The organism is Wolbachia endosymbiont (group A) of Brachyopa scutellaris, assembly GCF_964026995.1.
Taxonomy (GTDB): domain Bacteria; phylum Pseudomonadota; class Alphaproteobacteria; order Rickettsiales; family Anaplasmataceae; genus Wolbachia; species Wolbachia pipientis.
In genome coordinates, this window is record NZ_OZ034720.1 from 467,697 (window position 1) to 484,604 (window position 16,908).

General features: G+C 34.9%; 19 protein-coding genes. 15 read left to right on the plus strand and 4 right to left on the minus strand.

Annotated elements, in window-relative coordinates; all coding sequences use genetic code 11:
• The first annotated feature begins 2 nt into the window (after positions 1-2).
• The 15 genes from AAGD93_RS02350 to AAGD93_RS02420 all read left to right on the plus strand — a co-directional run bounded on the left by AAGD93_RS02350 (position 3) and on the right by AAGD93_RS02420 (position 13,017).
• Positions 3-1,928: a DUF4815 domain-containing protein gene (locus AAGD93_RS02350; protein ID WP_341819755.1), complete on the plus strand. Its 1,926-nt coding sequence runs from the start codon at positions 3-5 to the stop codon at positions 1,926-1,928.
• A gap of 11 nt (positions 1,929-1,939) precedes the next feature.
• Positions 1,940-3,121: a hypothetical protein gene (locus tag AAGD93_RS02355; RefSeq protein WP_341819756.1), complete on the plus strand. Its 1,182-nt coding sequence runs from the start codon at positions 1,940-1,942 to the stop codon at positions 3,119-3,121.
• A gap of 4 nt (positions 3,122-3,125) precedes the next feature.
• Positions 3,126-3,320, plus strand: coding sequence for a hypothetical protein (locus AAGD93_RS02360; protein ID WP_341819757.1), 195 nt, complete (start codon positions 3,126-3,128; stop codon positions 3,318-3,320).
• The gene (locus tag AAGD93_RS02365) at positions 3,317-4,759 is read left to right on the plus strand and encodes a hypothetical protein (protein WP_341819758.1); all 1,443 of its coding nucleotides are present in this window, start codon (positions 3,317-3,319) and stop codon (positions 4,757-4,759) included. Before AAGD93_RS02360 ends, AAGD93_RS02365 begins: the two co-directional genes overlap by 4 nt.
• Positions 4,760-4,769: 10 nt before the next feature.
• Entirely contained in the window at positions 4,770-5,333 is a 564-nt protein-coding gene (locus AAGD93_RS02370; RefSeq protein WP_341819759.1) for a hypothetical protein, read from the plus strand.
• A complete protein-coding gene (locus tag AAGD93_RS02375) occupies positions 5,326-6,507 on the plus strand; it encodes a phage tail sheath subtilisin-like domain-containing protein (RefSeq protein WP_341819892.1) in 1,182 nt (393 codons plus the stop codon). Before AAGD93_RS02370 ends, AAGD93_RS02375 begins: the two co-directional genes overlap by 8 nt.
• Positions 6,508-6,522: 15 nt before the next feature.
• Positions 6,523-7,020 (plus strand): phage major tail tube protein, encoded by a 498-nt coding sequence (locus AAGD93_RS02380; protein ID WP_341819760.1) that lies wholly within the window; start codon positions 6,523-6,525, stop codon positions 7,018-7,020.
• 37 nt (positions 7,021-7,057) lie between these two features.
• Complete coding sequence (locus tag AAGD93_RS02385) at positions 7,058-7,312, plus strand: phage tail assembly protein (protein WP_264724065.1); 255 nt, start codon at positions 7,058-7,060, stop codon at positions 7,310-7,312.
• 115 nt (positions 7,313-7,427) lie between these two features.
• Positions 7,428-9,716 (plus strand): phage tail tape measure protein, encoded by a 2,289-nt coding sequence (locus AAGD93_RS02390; protein WP_341819761.1) that lies wholly within the window; start codon positions 7,428-7,430, stop codon positions 9,714-9,716.
• Positions 9,716-10,072 (plus strand): phage tail protein, encoded by a 357-nt coding sequence (locus tag AAGD93_RS02395; protein WP_341819762.1) that lies wholly within the window; start codon positions 9,716-9,718, stop codon positions 10,070-10,072. Before AAGD93_RS02390 ends, AAGD93_RS02395 begins: the two co-directional genes overlap by 1 nt.
• Complete coding sequence (locus AAGD93_RS02400) at positions 10,069-10,278, plus strand: tail protein X (RefSeq protein ID WP_341819763.1); 210 nt, start codon at positions 10,069-10,071, stop codon at positions 10,276-10,278. Before AAGD93_RS02395 ends, AAGD93_RS02400 begins: the two co-directional genes overlap by 4 nt.
• Positions 10,279-11,214, plus strand: coding sequence for a contractile injection system protein, VgrG/Pvc8 family (locus AAGD93_RS02405; RefSeq protein ID WP_341819764.1), 936 nt, complete (start codon positions 10,279-10,281; stop codon positions 11,212-11,214). It abuts the gene before it with no gap.
• Between the two features lie 58 nt (positions 11,215-11,272).
• Positions 11,273-11,791 carry an ankyrin repeat domain-containing protein gene (locus tag AAGD93_RS02410; RefSeq protein ID WP_341819765.1) on the plus strand — a complete coding sequence of 173 codons (519 nt, stop codon included), beginning with the start codon at positions 11,273-11,275 and terminating at the stop codon, positions 11,789-11,791.
• A 47-nt stretch (positions 11,792-11,838) separates the two neighbouring features.
• A complete protein-coding gene (locus tag AAGD93_RS02415) occupies positions 11,839-12,066 on the plus strand; it encodes a hypothetical protein (protein WP_341819766.1) in 228 nt (75 codons plus the stop codon).
• Between the two features lie 21 nt (positions 12,067-12,087).
• Positions 12,088-13,017, plus strand: coding sequence for a patatin-like phospholipase family protein (locus AAGD93_RS02420; RefSeq protein ID WP_341819767.1), 930 nt, complete (start codon positions 12,088-12,090; stop codon positions 13,015-13,017).
• Between the two features lie 39 nt (positions 13,018-13,056).
• On the opposite strand, the gene AAGD93_RS02425 is transcribed toward AAGD93_RS02420, so the two are convergent.
• From AAGD93_RS02425 to AAGD93_RS02440, 4 genes are all read right to left on the minus strand, one after another.
• Complete coding sequence (locus AAGD93_RS02425) at positions 13,057-13,971, minus strand: helix-turn-helix domain-containing protein (protein ID WP_341819768.1); 915 nt, start codon at positions 13,969-13,971, stop codon at positions 13,057-13,059.
• A 25-nt stretch (positions 13,972-13,996) separates the two neighbouring features.
• The gene (locus AAGD93_RS02430) at positions 13,997-14,905 is read right to left on the minus strand and encodes a helix-turn-helix domain-containing protein (RefSeq protein ID WP_006280075.1); all 909 of its coding nucleotides are present in this window, start codon (positions 14,903-14,905) and stop codon (positions 13,997-13,999) included.
• Positions 14,906-14,980: 75 nt separating this feature from the next.
• Positions 14,981-16,114, minus strand: coding sequence for a hypothetical protein (locus AAGD93_RS02435; protein ID WP_007549714.1), 1,134 nt, complete (start codon positions 16,112-16,114; stop codon positions 14,981-14,983).
• Between the two features lie 100 nt (positions 16,115-16,214).
• Positions 16,215-16,871 (minus strand): RadC family protein, encoded by a 657-nt coding sequence (locus AAGD93_RS02440; protein ID WP_006280787.1) that lies wholly within the window; start codon positions 16,869-16,871, stop codon positions 16,215-16,217.
• Positions 16,872-16,908: the final 37 nt, after the last annotated feature.

The following is a 16,908-nucleotide window of genomic DNA, read 5'->3' on the forward strand; positions in this document are numbered from 1 at the left end:
AAATGACTTTAAACGCCTATTATAACCGCTTTAATCCTGACAAAGAATACGAAAAAAGCTTATTTTTGGCAGGAAGAGGTCTACAGTCAGCAGAACTAAACGAGACTCAGGAGTATGCTCTCTCTAAGCTTAAAGGCATAGGCGATGCAATATTTCGTGATGGTGATGTTATAACAGGAAGCAATTGTATTATAGATAGAGAAACTGGTAAAGTTACGCTTGAATCAGGAAAAATCTATCTGCGTGGAGCGGTGAGAAAGGTAGAGGCAAAAGAGTTTGTTATTCCGCTGAATACTACAGTTCGTATCGGTGTTTATTACGTAGAATCTACGATTACAGAACTTGAGGATGAAAACCTTCGTGATCCTGCTGTTGGTACAAGAAACTATCAGGAAGTAGGAGCTGCAAGACTTAAAGTTTCCACCATTTGGGGATACCAAGTAGAAAGTGTTACTGTTAACTCTACAAATGGCGAATTTTACCCAATTTACAATATTGAAAATGGAGTATTGATAGAACATTCACCGCCACCACAAGCAAATATAGTAACTACTGCTCTTGCTCGTTATGACAAAGAGGCAAATGGTTCCTACGTCGTAAATGGCTTGGAAGTTATGTTCCTACATAAAGAAGGTGGAAAAGAAGTATTCGTGATTAATGAGGGCAAAGCTCATGTTGATGGTTATGAAATTGAGTTACCTCACAGCATTCGTGTTTCTTTTGATGAAGATCCGAATATAAAATCAGTTGAATCAGAACCACATACTTTTCAGCCAAATAGCCAAAGAGTAATGGAACTTAAAGTTAATGATTTTCCAATCAGTGAAATCAAAAAAGTAGATATAACTGTTCAAAAAACCATTACCATTACTCATGGTTCATATTCAGGAGCTGTTGATCCAATACCTGACTCTGCAGTACTTGAAATTATTCAAATTAAACAAGGTAATGTTATTTATGAAAATAGTGTAGATTATAAACTAAACGTAGGAAATATTGATTGGTCATTACCTGGCAAAGAACCAGCTCCTGGGAGTAGTTACCTAATAACCTATCGCTGCCGCACTCATGTAAGCCCTGAAGATATAAATGAAAAGGGATGTAAAGTGAAAGGAGCAGTTGATAACAGCTTGATTTTGATAGATTATACCTGGAAAATGCCCCGTTTTGATTTAATTACTATAGATGCAAAAGGCGCAATAAGAAGGATAAAAGGCATAGCTCACCCTTGGCGACCATCGATGCCTAAAGCACCTTCTGGACAACTTTTGCTCTGCTATATTCATCAGACGTGGAAAAACGGAGAAAAAGAAGGGGTGAAAATAGTGAATAGTGCTATTCATGCTGTACCGATGAATGAGCTTGAAGCAATGAAAAAAGGAATAAATGATCTTTATGCGCTGGTTGCAGAGGAGCGTCTACGCAGTGATGCAAATTCAAGAGAACCTACTACCAAAAAAGGAGTATTTGTAGATCCATTCTTTGATGATGATATGCGTGATCAAGGAATCTCACAGTCTGCAGCGATAGTAAACAAGGAACTGATATTGCCGATAGACGTGGAAGTTATTGATGTTGAAAGAGGTAAAGAACCTCATTTGTTGCCGTATGAACTTGAACCGGTACTGGAGCAGCTTTTACAGACCAAAGGAGAAAAGATCAATCCATATCAAGCTTTTGATCCAGTCCCGGCACAAATTACTCTAAATAAAAATATAGATCACTGGACGGAGGTAAAAACAAATTGGAAAAGTCCAGTAACCAGAGTATTTAATGTTAAAGAAACAACAGAGCTGCTGTCAAGTACTTCGTATGAAGCTGAATTTATGCGAGAAGCAATACAAGATTTTGAAATTGAAGGTTTTGAGCCAAATGAAAAACTTAAAGAAGTAAAATTTGATGGCATTTCTATTACACCTATGGCATAGAGGAAAAAAAAGTGGAAGCTAACAATCAGGGAAAATTAAAAGGAAAGGTGAAAGTGCCGGCAAATATTACAGCAGGTACTAAATTGGTGCAATTTTATGGAGATAAAGGAAGCTATGGAGAAGCAACGTATACTGGTAAAAAAACAATTACCATAGAAGAAAGAAGAAGAGTTATTGCAGCAAGACGAGTTGATCCTTTAGCGCAAACATTTACTCTAAATGAAAGCAGACACATAGGAGGTGTGGAGCTATGGTTTGTAAATAAAGGCAAAAAACGTGTTGTTGTGCAGATTAGAGAAACGGCAGTAGGAATGCCCTCGCAGACTGTCATTGCTGAAAGCTATATTGAGCCAAAAGATATAAAGATAGATGGCACAGCAACACGTATTACTTGGTCACCAGTGTTTTGCCATGCAGGGCAAGAATATGCAATAGTTTTACTTACCGATGATTCAGAGACAACAGTCAAAATAGCAGAACTTGGCAAATATGATGCAGTAAATAGCCGCTGGGTAACGAGTCAGCCATATCAAGTAGGAGTATTACTATCATCAAGCAATGCAAGTACGTGGACTCCACATCAGAACTTAGATTTAACGTTTCGGCTTTTGGCTGCAAAATTTAGCGAAGTTTCTCACATTATTGATCTTGGCAAGGTTACTGCAAATAATGTATCAGATTTAATTGTTTTGACGAACGTCGAAAAAGTAGCATTTGATACTAATGTAGAATTTATCTTAACAGATGAAGAGGGAAGAGAAAACTTTTTGTCTGATAATTTGCCGCTTGCACTGCGTGAAAGAATAAATGGGGAATTAACGGTAAAAGCAAGCCTAAAAGGAGGGCGAGAGAAAAGTCCAGTGCTATATCCTGGGTTACAGCTAGTTATGGGTAATCTTTCAGAGTCTGGAGATTATGTTACAAGAAGTATTACAGCAGGAGCTAACACTAAGATTACCATAACATATGATGCGCTAATACCTGGCACTGCAGATGTTAAAGCATATGTGCAAAAAAATGTGGATTGGCAATTAGTGAATTTAACATCAGGAAAACCAATTGGAGAAAATTGGGTAGAGAGAACTCATGTGCTGACAAACTTTAATGGCAATGAGACAAGGATAAAATTAGTTTTAAGTGGAACGGTTATCTATCGTCCTAAAGTAAAAAATTTGCGAGTGATTATTACTTGAATCAATGCCAAATGAACAAAGCAAACGAGGATATACACTACCACATCCAGAAAACATTGCAGTGGAAGATGTAGTACGTATTCGAAGAGCTATAGAAAAAATAGATGAAGATATTACCGAAAGAGAAGATGAGCATAATCAACTAAAAAATAATTTTAAACGATTTAGATTTGAAACTTTTTTGAATTTTTGGGAATGAAAGAAGCAATAGAAGCGTTACATCAAAGGATAAAGGATTTAGCAGCAAACAGCACACCTGATCAACTGGCATATCTTGCAAAATCGCTGGAGTTGATAGCAGATAAAAAAGCTATTGCTGACATTGTGCAGATGACTGAGGTAAAAGAGATAATTGATGCACTAGAAAAGAGGCTTAAGGATTTAGCAGAAAACAGTACACCAGATCAATTAGCATATCTTGCTAAAGCATTGGAATCAATAGTCGACAAAAGTGCAGTTTCTGAAATTGTACAGATGACTGATGGTAAGCTAAAAGAACTTCTTGATAGTGCAAAAAAACACTTAACTGATCTGGATAATAAAAAAGCTAGTTCTTTAGCAGTGATCTCTGAATCAGAGAAGCAGTTATTAAAGAGAATTGATGAAAAAGGAACAACAAATTTATCGCTACTTGATACGAGAAAGAATGCCAATATTGCAGCAATAAATAGCATTAGTAACAGTCATAAAGATGGTCTTAAAGGTTTAGTAGAAGATTTTCGTGCTGTTAATAATGTACCATCTGGCTCATCAATTATTAGGGAAATAGAAACTCGTGATAACCAATTAAAAACATCCCTTACAAACGAGATAAAAACTAGAGATGATGAGCTGAAAGTGTCGCTTACACAAGAAATAAGAAAGCGCAATATGGTTGAACCAGGGTCATTACCTTTATTATTTGGTGTACTTGGAAGAAAAAATAATTACTTTGGCCACGGAACTTTTACGACAGAGCTTGGAAAGTGGAGTAGTGATATAACAAAAACTGACTATATGTTACAACTACTAGCAGGTAGCCATACATACGATACAGATTACGTTAGTTTTTATCGGCCAAGACAACTCAGTTTTATAGAGGGAAGTAAAGGAACATTTATTTACGGAGAGTTATGCACAAAAAGTTTTTCTGGTAGTTATGATGAGATATACTATTACCCATATGCTGCACTTGGAGTAGTATTTGTAAAAAATACAACCAATGTGAACATAAATAAGACAATGGAATTTGTTGGATCATCGTATTCGAGTACGGAGTATGGGGGAGCAGGATTATTTGTGGGAACTCCTGATAATACTAATTCTAATAAATCAAGTATTTCAAAAATAGTATGGAAAAATGTTTACCAATACACGAGTTCTGATAGCAAATTAGCTGGATCTGGTAATGTGGAGATTCCAGCAGGAAAAACAGTTGCAATATTACTTTACACATCATCTTATCTGTATTCCAGAACACAAGTTAGTCAAGGTATGCTTGCATCAAATTATGTACACAACTATGGTCAATTTATTCAGTGGGGGATTTATAACATACGTAGCAATGTTCTAACTACAGGACTTGAAGTAGATGTGGAGAGAACGCTAAAAGCTTGGCAATGTCCAGGATTAGAACGAACTAATCAAATATGGCAATGAGGAGGAATTTATGACTATTTATATACGTTTTGAAAACCACAAGCAGATTGAAACAACAACACTTGAAAACAAGCCAACTGGAAATGATTGGTATGAAGCACCAAAGAATTTTGACTGGCAAAAAAGTTATTGTTTAACAGAAGGAGAGAAAATTGTTGAAAGGAATAAGGAAGATATTGAGCTGGAATTATTGGAAAATGCGAAGCTTTCTACACTTGATAGCATCCGTGTTTATTTTAATAATTATGCTAACAAATACGCAGGATCTTCTCATCAGAAATCCAAATCGTATGCGATACAAGCGAAAGCCGCGGAGAATATTTTAGCAACTAAAGAAGCACAACTAAATGATAAAGATGTAGAAGTTATTGAACCTCTAGCAAAAGTACGTGGTATTACGGTTATTGAAATGGCAGGAATAATCGAGGAAAAAGTGAAAAAAGCAGTAAAAGCAATAATTAAATGTGAAGAGCTTGAAGATTTAGCCAAAAGAAAGATTGAAGAAGCCAAAAGTGAAAATGAGCTACAGACTTTGCTAGATGATTTCAGGAAAAAAATACAAAGAAATGGCTGAAGAATTTTTACACGGAGTAAATGTTATTGAGGTAACCTCAGGGGCAAAAACAGTACGTACAGCTAAATCATCAGTGATAGGTGTAATTGGTACTGCACCTGAAGCTGATGAGCAAAAATTTCCGCTAAATAAACCAGTGTTAATTGCAGGAAGCTTAAAAGAGGCTGTAAAGCTTGGTAAAACAGGTACCCTTCCACAAGCAGTAAGCTCTATCTTGACACAAGTTGGTGCAACAGTAGTAGTTATTCGAGTTAAAGAAAGTGAAAACAGCGATCCAAAATTAAAAGAAGAAGAGACGCTGAAAAATATAATTGGCGGTGTTGATAAAGAGACTGGAGAGTATCAAGGGATTCAAGCATTCCTCAGTAGTGAAAGCATAGTTCATGTTGCTCCAAGAATATTAATTGCACCTCAATTTACTCACCAACTACCAGAAGATGGCAAAAATCCAGTAGTTGCAGCATTAATTTCTATAGCAGAAAAGCTGAGAAGCATAATAGTAACAGATGGGCCAAATACTAATGATGAAGAAGCAATAAAATGGAGAAAAAGTGTAGGCAGCTCAAGAGTTTACGTAGTTGATCCTTGGGTTAAGGTATTTATTGAAGGAAAAGAAGAAATCTTGCCATCGAGTCCATTTGTAGCTGGTTTAATAGCTAAGATAGACAGCGAGCAAGGCTTCTGGTACTCACCTTCAAATAAAGAGATAAACGGTATTGTTGGCACAAGCAGGCCTATTGATTTTACGCCCGGTAATACAAATTGTAGAGCAAATCATTTAAATGAAAATGAAGTAACAACGATAATTCATCAAAATGGCTACAGGCTTTGGGGAAATAGAACATGTTCAAATGACTCAAAATGGGCTTTTTTGTCAGTGAGAAGGACTGCAGATTTAATCAATGATAGTTTACTTAGAGCTCACCTCTGGGCAGTTGATCGCAATATTACCAAAACTTATATAGATGATGTGATTGAGGGGGTGAATTCATACCTATCAAGTTTAAAAGCACAAGGAGCGATTATTAGCGGAAAATGTTATGCAACTCCAGAACTCAATACGCCTGCGAATATTGCAAGCGGGAAAGTGTATTTTGACTTTGAGTTTACACCACCATATCCAGCAGAACAGATTACTTTCAGGTCACATCTTGTGAGTGGTACAATATTATAAAAATGGGAGAAAGAGATGTTACCGAAGATTTTAAAGAATTTTAATGTATTCGTAGATGGTCGTGGTTATGCAGGAAAAATAGATGAGATAACCTTACCGAAGCTTACCATAAAAACAGAAGAGTACAGAGCTGGTGGTATGGATATTCCAATAAATATTGATATGGGCATGGAGAAGCTTGAAGCAGATTTCACTTTTTCTGAATACGATACAGAGCTGTTTAGGCTATTTGGTCTAATAAATGGGAATTCAGTTTCTTTGACGCTCCGTGGTGGAATGCAAGGTAATGATATTGAAGGAGTAATAATCAATTTAAGAGGCATTTTTAAAGAGTTTGACTTTGGTAGCTGGAAACCTGCTGAAAAAGCAACGCTCAAATGCACTGTAGCTGTCCATTACTATAAACTTACTATAGGTGGTAATGAATTAATAGAAATCGATGCTGAAAATATGATTAGAAAGATAAATGGTGTTGATCAAATGGCACTACTTCAGATGGTTTTAGGCATATAAAAAACATATTTGAAATTTTATTTTTAAGGAGGCGATAATGCACACTATAACACTTAATAACCCAATAACAATTGACGGGATTTCTGTCTCAGAATTATCGATGCGTGAACCTAAAGTAAGAGATTTACTTGCTATAGAACGCATAGAAGGCGAAGCTTTAAAAGAAGTAGCTTTAATTGCTAATCTAGCATCCGTACCAAAAGAAGTAGTTGAAGATTTATGTATTAAAGATTATGTAGAAATACAGAAGGTGCTAAAAGATTTTTTGTCGCCGCTGGAACAGAGGAGTTAAGATTCAATATTTTAAAACTTAGCTCAACAACAGGAAGTGGAATTGAGCAAATTATTAATATGAGTATAAAAGAGTTTCTAAAGTGGTTAGAAGTAAGTGAAGGAGTAACAAAAAAATGTCAATGCTTTCAATAAAAATAGGTGCGACGTTAGATGGTAGTTTTAACAATGCAATGACAGGTAGTGCAGCAAAGCTTTCTAAGTTGGGCGATAGTATAAAGCAGCTTGATTCGTCAATGAAATCTGTTTCCAAATTTAAGCAACTAAATCATGATGCCCTTGAAGCTATGAAGAATTGGAAGGAAGCGGAGAAGAAAGCAAAAGAATCAGCCGCAGCAATTGCTAAAGAGAAGAAGGAAAAAAAAGAGCCAAGCAAAGCACTGAGAAATGAATTCGAAAAATTGAAAGTATCGGCATCAAAGGCAAAAGAGGCTTATATTAAAAAGAGAGATGCACTTCACACATTAAATGAAGAAATCAGGAAAAGTGGAAAGGATATTAAATCTTTAGTGAGGGATCAAACTAAACTTGGTTCATCTATTGAAGTACTTAAAGGAAAATACAGTAAATTAGGATCTGTAATACAAAAACAGCAAAATGCTTTGGCAAAAAAAGCGCATTATAGATCACAAGTAATGGAGACTATAGGACTAGGTCTTTCACTTGCAGCACCAATTAAAGTTGCGATTGACTTTGAATCTGCCATGGCTGATGTTAAGAAAGTTGTAAAGTTTCAGTATGATGAAGAAATGAACGAATTCAGTGAGAATATAAAAAAATTATCCCGTGAAATACCGCTATCAGCTGCAGAGTTAGCACAAATAGCTGCAAGTGGTGGACAACTTGGTATTGACAAAAATAAGCTACTTGGATTTACCACAACAGTAGCTAAAATGGCCACAGCATTTGACATGTCTGCCGAACAAGCTGGTGATTCCATAGCTAAACTTTCTAACGTTTATGGAATTGATGTTAGTGAAATGGAACATGTTGGTAATGTGATCAACCACTTGTCAGATAACAGTGCTGCAAAAGCAAAAGATATGGTTGAAGCTCTAGCAATAGTTGGTGGTACTGCAAAACAATTTGGTCTTGATATCAAGGAAACAAGTAGTTTAGTAAATGCCTTCGTTAGTTTAGGTAAACAACCAGCAAAAGCTGCAACTGCTATAAATGCTCTACTTAGCAAACTTCAAACTGCTGAAGGACAAGGCAAAGAATTTAAAGCAGCATTGGAATCCATAGGCATAACTGCAGAAGAGATGTCACAAAAAATCGCTCAAAATGGTCAAGAAGCATTACTCTACTTTTTTAAAACTTTAGAGAAAGTAGATAAACAAGAACGTTCACAAATCCTTCTCAATCTCTTTGGTCAAGAATATCAAGATGATATTGCATTGATAGTTGGAAGCCTAAAAAAATATGAAGATGCCATAGCTTTTGTAGCTGACAAAGAAAAGTATAAACATTCCATGCAAGAAGAATTTGACAATCGCGCAAGGACTACAGCAAATAATTTGCAGCTACTCAAAAATACAATAGCAGAACTAGGAATGAACTTAGGGTCAGTTATGCTACCTCCTTTAAATTGGATAAGTAAGATTTTGAGGTCTATATCTACAGGTATAGCTTGGTTCGCAGAGAAGTGTCCAATTTTAACTACAGGAGTTATGAGCATAATTTCAGCTCTTATTATTGGTAAGATTGCAGTGGTAGGTTTTGGTTATGCATTTGCATTGGCTGGAGGTGGAATATTAACTTTTAAGGCTATTTTGCAGGGAACACTTTTGCCAGTATTAACTTCATTATCAGCTCGAGTAATTCCAGCAGTAATCATGGGACTGAAAACTTTAACGCTAGCTGTGGCTACCAATCCTATAGGAGCTGCTGTTGCTGGACTATCAGCTGGTGCAGCGCTTGTAATCGCTAATTGGCAAAAGGTAAAGGACTTTTTCTCAAGTATCTGGAAATCAATTGCAAAACCTATAGAAAATTGGATTGGTTTGGGAAAATTGTTTAATGATAGTCCAATAAAAGCATTAGAGAAACCAGTAAAAGCAAAAATAGGCGGTACAACTAAGATAATCAGTAAAAATAATGTTTTTAGTAAAGAAAATCCTTTACTGCACAATAATGCTTTTAGTGGAATTTCGAATAGTAGAACGAATATGATTGAAAGTGCTAGTGTAATTACAGAAAAAAGTTCAGTAGCAGATAATTCAGAGAAAGTTTTAAAAGACTGTGAAAAGTGTGAACAAAAAATTTTCAATCAAACTTTTACATTTAATATAAGTATAAAAGCAGAACCTAACCAAGATGTACGTAGTCTTGCCGATGCAGTGATAAAAAGAATAAGAGAAAAATCGCGTGACGTTCTGTTTGATTCAATAGAGCCGATTTACTAATGCTATCACTTGGTCAACATAAGCTTTCTCCAACAAGTGTAAGGTATAGTAAAGAAAATCGTTGGAGTACTATTGAGTGTATTGGTAAAACACCTTCATTACAAAATATTGGCCAAGGTACAGAAAATATAGACTTAGAAGGAGTAATTTATTTCCATAATCTTAATGATTTAAATCGATTAAAAAGTATGAAAGAAGCTGAGAAAAATCAGGAACCAAGTATCTTAGTAGACAGTTTAGGAAATGTTTTGGGAAGATTTGTTATTGTGCGGTTAGAAGAAAAGCAAACGTCGTATTTTCCCTGTGGATTACCAAAAAAGGTTGAATTTAGCTTAAGTTTAAGGAGTTATGTATGACAGTACATTATATAACCCGAGAAAAAGAAATGTTAGATTACATATGTTTTAAACACTATGGACATAGCTCTGGAACAGTAGAGGAACTATTGCTTGAAAATCCAGGCCTTGCAGAATATGGAAGTTTTTTGCCTGCAGGATTAAAGATCAGGTTACCTATAATACAAAAGCAATTAAAAAAATCGAAGTTAAAAGTATGGGAGTAAATGAAACCTGAATTCAGCATTGAAGGAATAAAAGATCATGTAATATCGGTACATCTTACTGATGAATCTGGTACCATAGACGATGTTGCAGAGATATGTGTTAACTATGACAATGAAAATGTAGAAGTTCCAAATGAATTGAACATATCATTAGGTTATAAGGAAACGGGAATCTTTCCAATGGGTATATATACAGTCAACGAAGTGACTATACAGGGTCCACCTAAAACTCTACTAATAAAAGCTCATGCAACAAATTTAAGAATATCTTTAAAAGCAAAGGTATCAAAAGAATGGCATCAAATTACCATAGAAAACTTAGTGAAAGAAATAGCTCAAAAACATGGATATGGATATAAAGTTGCTGAAGAATTTAAGGATATATTGATACCCCACATTAACCAAATAGATGAAAGTGATATCAGTTTGTTAACTAAAATAGCAGTAGAACGCGAAGCAATGGCAAAATTAGCTGGTGGGTACATATTATTTATTTCAAAAAATATGGCAAAATCAGCCACAGGAAAAGCTTTAGGAACAACTACTATTAGACCTCAAGACACAATTAATTGGAAAGTGCATTTTACCGTACGTGATAAATACAATTCAGTAGTAGCAAAATGGCATAGCTATGAAAAGGGCGAAACTATTAAAGAAACAGTTGGTAGCAGTGAGCCAAGTTATATTATGCTGGAACTTTACTCAAATGCAGAGTCAGCACTAAGTGCAGCAAATGCCAAATTAAAACAATTGAAGCGTAACAATGAAACTTTAGATATAACTATGCCTGGTAATCCGGAGTTATTTGCAGAAGCTAAACTTAGTCTTATAGGTTTTAATCAAGCGGTAGATGGTGAATGGATAATTAATAGAGCGGAGCATACTTTAAATAGCTCAGGTTATCTTACTATATTATCAGCATCTTTAAGTAAATGAAAACGATGTTAAGGAAAAATAAGTATATAGTCTGTTCAATGTAAAGAAACTACTGAATATGAGTCAACTAAAATATAATGAAAAGGAAAAAATACATTTTGTATGGTTTATAATATTAATGGTATGTGTTGTTATTACATATTGCTATCAAAAATCCAAAGCTACAGATAATTATAACAAAACATTACGAGCGGCTACTAGTAATTGTAACTTAGAAATAGTAAAACTTTTAGTAAAGGATATGGCGCAAAACTTGAGTGAAACAGCGTTACATTATGCGGCAAGAAAAGGATGTTTAGATATTATCAAATTTCTAATATTAGAAGAGAAAGTAAATATAAATGTAATCGACAGAAATGCCTTTAAAAGGACAGCTTTACATCATGCTGCAGGTGAAGGGCATTTAGGGATTGTAAGATTCTTATTAGAAAAAGGTGCGAATCCTAACATAAAAGATAACGACGGAAAAGGAGCTAGAAAAATGGCTGTAATGGCATCGCGACACGATAAAAATAAACCTTACAGAGAAATTATTAAGCTACTTGCAAATGCAGAGGAACAGCATAAATCAAAATAGTAGTTACCAAATTAGCTATCCATAATAAATTCACATTTTAAATCATTATGCAAAATCAAAAAATCCCAATTACGGTAATTATCACCATATTAATCCAAACCGTAGCATTGATATGGTGGTTATCCAAGTTAGACTCAAGAGTACAACTTCACGATAAGCTCATGGAATATGGTTTAATGGAAAAAGTGTTAGTACTTGAGGAAAGGGTAAAAAATCTTTCTGAAGAATTAGATGAGTTTAAATTGCAGGTTTTAAACGGAAAAATTAAATCTTAATATCTTTACCTAAATTTACAATTGATTAAATATATTTTATCCGTTGATGGAGGTGGAATTAGAGGCATCATACCAGCCATTATTCTCGCAGAAATAGAAAAAAGAACAAGAAAGAGGGTAGCTGAAATCTTTGATCTTATGGCAGGTACTTCAACCGGTGGAATTGTTGTAGTTGGATTATGTAAAAAAGATAAACAAGGAAGCCCTCAATATTCAGCCAATGATTTGGTTGAGTTCTATCGGGAATATGGACCATATATTTTCAAGTCTTCGTTTTTTAGACAATCAATACTATCTTGGTTTAACTGTGCACAATATCCACACAAAAACATCGAATCGATATTAGAAAAATATTTTGGTGATGATACTCTACAAAACACTTTAAATAATGTACTGCTTACCAGTTACGATATTCAGAATAACTGCCCATTTTTCTTTAAAAGCTGGAAAGAGGATAGAAATTTTATTAAATTAAGGGATGTGTTAAGAGCTGCAACGGCTGCACCTACTTATTTTATACCAAAACATCTAAAAATTGACCAGATAAACAGAGTATTAGTGGATGGCGGGGTGTTTGCCAATAATCCAGCGGCTTGTGCATATGCAAGTGGTAAGAGGTTATTTCCAAATGATGATATTCTACTGTTATCGATAGGTACTGGCAGAACAGATAGAAGCATAGCCAATTCAAAGAGATTCGGAAAAATAGGATGGATAAAACCCTTGTTAAATGTGATGTTTGCCTCTGGACTGGACTGCGTAAATTATCAGATGAATCAAGTAATAGGCAATAGATACGTAAGAATACAATCGCAATTGAAGCTAGCGTCGGCTGACATGGATAACATTACATCAAAAAATATCAAATCTCTTCAGCAAGAGGCAAAGGCAATGATAGAGGACAATCAGGAACTGATAGAGAAATTCTGTATAGAAATATTAAATATATAACTATTTTTACTTATATCTTAATATATTATTTAACACAATTCAATTTTCACACTCATCAGCAGTTAGGCCACTTGCTCGCAAAATAACATCAGTAGAAACACCCGCCCTAACTAGATTTTTTGCAACCTTGATTTTCTCTGTTTTTTTAACTTTTTCTTTGCTACTTTTCATACCTTCAGTTAGAGATTTGACTAGTGATTCTTGATTTTCATCTTCTCTGATTAAACTCAGTAGCTTATTTTCTTCTTTATTATCCTCATTTGTTTTAGGCAGCAGAACTTTAATATTCACTGATAATCCTCCTGCTATTTCATATAATTTGTCAAATGATATGGCGGTGTATCCTATTTCATACTCGTGTATTTCCTTGAGTGTTACACCAACTTTATCTGCCAAATCTTTTTGAGTATATCTTCTTATTAGCCTCCACTCTCTTATTCTTTGCCCTATTCTGTAGTATATAGAATCAGTGCAGATTTCTCTCTCTGTATTATCATACTCGTAAATAGATAAGCCGGTTGCCTGGGAAATTATGTCAACTGAAACTCCTTCTTTCACTAGATTTTTTGCTATTTCCAACCTTGCCTCTTCTTGATTAATTTTTTCGCTAATATGAACAAACCTGACTAATGAAGGTACTATTTTGCCTAACTTTTGATTCTCATATATTTTCGTTAGATAGAGTATTTCCTCGTCTTCATAGCTGTCTTCCCTTACTATTACTGGTTCGGGTAATAAATCTATAGCATTAACTGACAATACTCTTGCTATTACATATAGTACTTCAATTGGAATAGGAATATACCCATTTTCATAGCTGTTTACTTCTTGGTATGTTAAACCTATTTCACTTGCCAATTCTACTTGAGTATGCCCTCGCATTAACCTGCTATCTTCTATTTTTTGTCCTATTTTGTAGCTTATAGAACTAATATCGCTTACAGAAACAAACATATATACCTTACTTAGAAATAAATTTTCATGCAATTTGATCAACGGATAAACCGATTATTTGCAAAATAATATCAATAGAAATTCCCCCTTTTACTAAATCCTTTGCAACTTTAATCCTTTCTATCTCTCTCACTTTCTCCTCACAAATCCGTATCCCTTCAAACAAAGACTTTATTAGTGCATGCCGTAGTTCTTGGCTCTCAATTTCTTTGTATTCTTTAATCAAATCAGGTAGCTCATTTTTCACTTTACTCCCTTCCTCTATTAGTAGATCCGTAATATTAATCGATAATGCTTCTGCCATTTCATATAATTTATCAAGTGGAACAGCAGTCCTTCCTTGCTCATAGTTGCTTATTTCGTCACGTGTTGTACTCATTTTTTCTACTAAATCTTTTTGAGTATACTCTCTCACTAGCCTCCATTCTTTTATCTTCTTTCCTATTTGGCAGTAAATAGAACCTCCTTTTTCTTCAACGCATTCATCAGCAGAGAGGCCAATTGTTTTTGCAACAATATCAACAGAAACTCCTGCTTTAACCAAACCTTTTGCAATCTTTATTTTCTCTGCTTTTTTACTACTTTTTTCACTAACTTGGACAAAATTGGTTAGTAAACAAAACATCTTACGTAACTCCTGGTCATTAATCTTTTTATATTCTCTTACTAGATTTAAGATTTCTTCTCCCTCATCTTCAAGACAGCTTTTTGATATAGGAATTAGATCCGTAATACTGATTGATAGTGCCTCAGTTATAGCATATAACCTTTCAATTGAAATTCTACGATTCCCTTTTTCATATTGAAGTATTACCCAGTACTTTACACCAAGTTTCTCTGCTAAATCTTTCTGAGTATACCCTCTCTCTAACCTCCAACTTTTTAATTTTTCTCCCACTTTATAATCTAGACTTTTTTCCACAAAAAGAACCATACATATAATATTTTATACTATAGCTCAAAGGCTCCAGATATAATAGCCAGACTCTGGAACCTTTAAATTGATGAATTAAAGTGCCCTACAAGTTTCTTTACTATTTTCACGTACTTTGTCTGCCCATGAAAACAATTTTTCACTTACTTCCTTCTGCTTTTCACTCCATATGCCGCACCTAGTGAAATTACCTCTTTCTACCACTTTCTTAAGTTTCACTCCCCCAAAAAGGCAATTTTTTCCAATTTCTTCTCCTCTTTTTTGTAATTCAGCCCACATTTCCTTATCCGCTACTTTTACTTGTACCTGACTGCAGTTTTTTACGTCCTGGTACAATACAATATTTAGCTTACCAAGGCTTGTAGGAAATTCTAACACAACGGAGCTACCATCTGATACATCAACGTAATTTCTTGCACCTCCTTCCTCCCTTCTGATCTCAACTGCATTATTACCCATTTTTAAAATGTTACTCCCTAACTCTCTCAGTATTTTGGCTACCTCTACCTTGCTATTCCCAGAAAACTCTATGTACGATGTTGTATTATCTATCTCAACATCTATTAATTCTCCTTCTTGCACAGCACTTTCGCCAGCTTTCTCTAGTTCTTCTAGTCTCTCATCTATCTGTGGCTGAACTTCTGGTTGTAGCTCATTATAGATTTCACCTATCAGTTTATTCTGTAGTAGAGTATCATGAAACTCTGCACCACTTAGCATTAGCTTACGCATTATCTTTTTTCGATCACTTTTTTCTAATCTGTGAAAGTGTGTGCCCAATATCATGTATTCTGCGAAGCTCCACTCCCCATCATTACATGCATTTACTCTTGCTCCAGAGGCTAATACTTGCTCTATAACTTTATGCAATGCATTTACGTTTTTTGTCTCTACTACAGCACTCTTAAACCAGCTCAACTTTTCACTTTCGCTTGCACTTGGTTTTATTTTTTGCAAATTTGAAGCAAATGGATTTAAATCTTCTGCTTGATCATTTAAAGGTTTTGTGCCATAAACATAGTCAAGGCTTTTCCCGTAGTTGATTTTGTTTTCGCGAATGTTTCTGCTAGGGGAGGCCTCCCGGTTTATCTCCTTCTGGTTATTAATTTTACTCACAAATTTAGACTGCTTTATATCAACGCCTTCAAGAGCACCAAATATTTTCTTGTGATTAACATTAGTCTTTTTATTCCGATCTTTACTAGTCATATAAACCTCATATTAAAAATACTTTTTAAGCGTACAATAAACTTTATACATCTTACTACTCATTGTAAATTATAATGAGTAGATTTGCAAATACTTTCTACTATAACAATCCATTTTCTCGAAAGCTGAAATAGCCTCCACTTGTGATGATAATATGGTCAAACAATTTTACGCTTACAGTACTACATGCTGCTGCTAAGCTCTTCGTTACTGCTTGATCTTCTTCTGATGGCTCTAAGCTCCCTCCAGGATGGTTATGTGACATTATTATTGATGTTGCATTTTTCATTAATGCCTTTCTTGTAATTTCCTTTATGTATACTGGTGCTTTTTCCATTTCACCAATATAGGATTCTTCTCCAATTAGTTGACGCCTTTTATTCAAGTACAGTATTTTTACACATTCCCTTTCTGAGTGGCCTATACTTACGTTTAAGTACTCTACTATCCCTTGTAAGTCCATGATTGGCTCACTCTTAAGCTTTTCTTTCAGTACCCTTTCTAGTGTTTCCTTAACACACATAATCATTGCTACTGCAGAATCAGTTACTCCTTCTATAACTTTCAGGTCATCCATTTCTCTACCTAAAATCCTTCCTACTCCTGTATAAGTATTCACCAAATTTTTAGCAATTTCTTGAGCCTGTGGGCTTTCATGTACTGCACTTAGAAACGTTTCCATTATTTCACGATCAAGTAGTGCTTTGCCTTTGCTTTCTAATATTCTGAATTCGATTTCTTCTTTACTTTTATTCATATAATTTACCTTTCACTAACAACAAACTTTTTTTAGA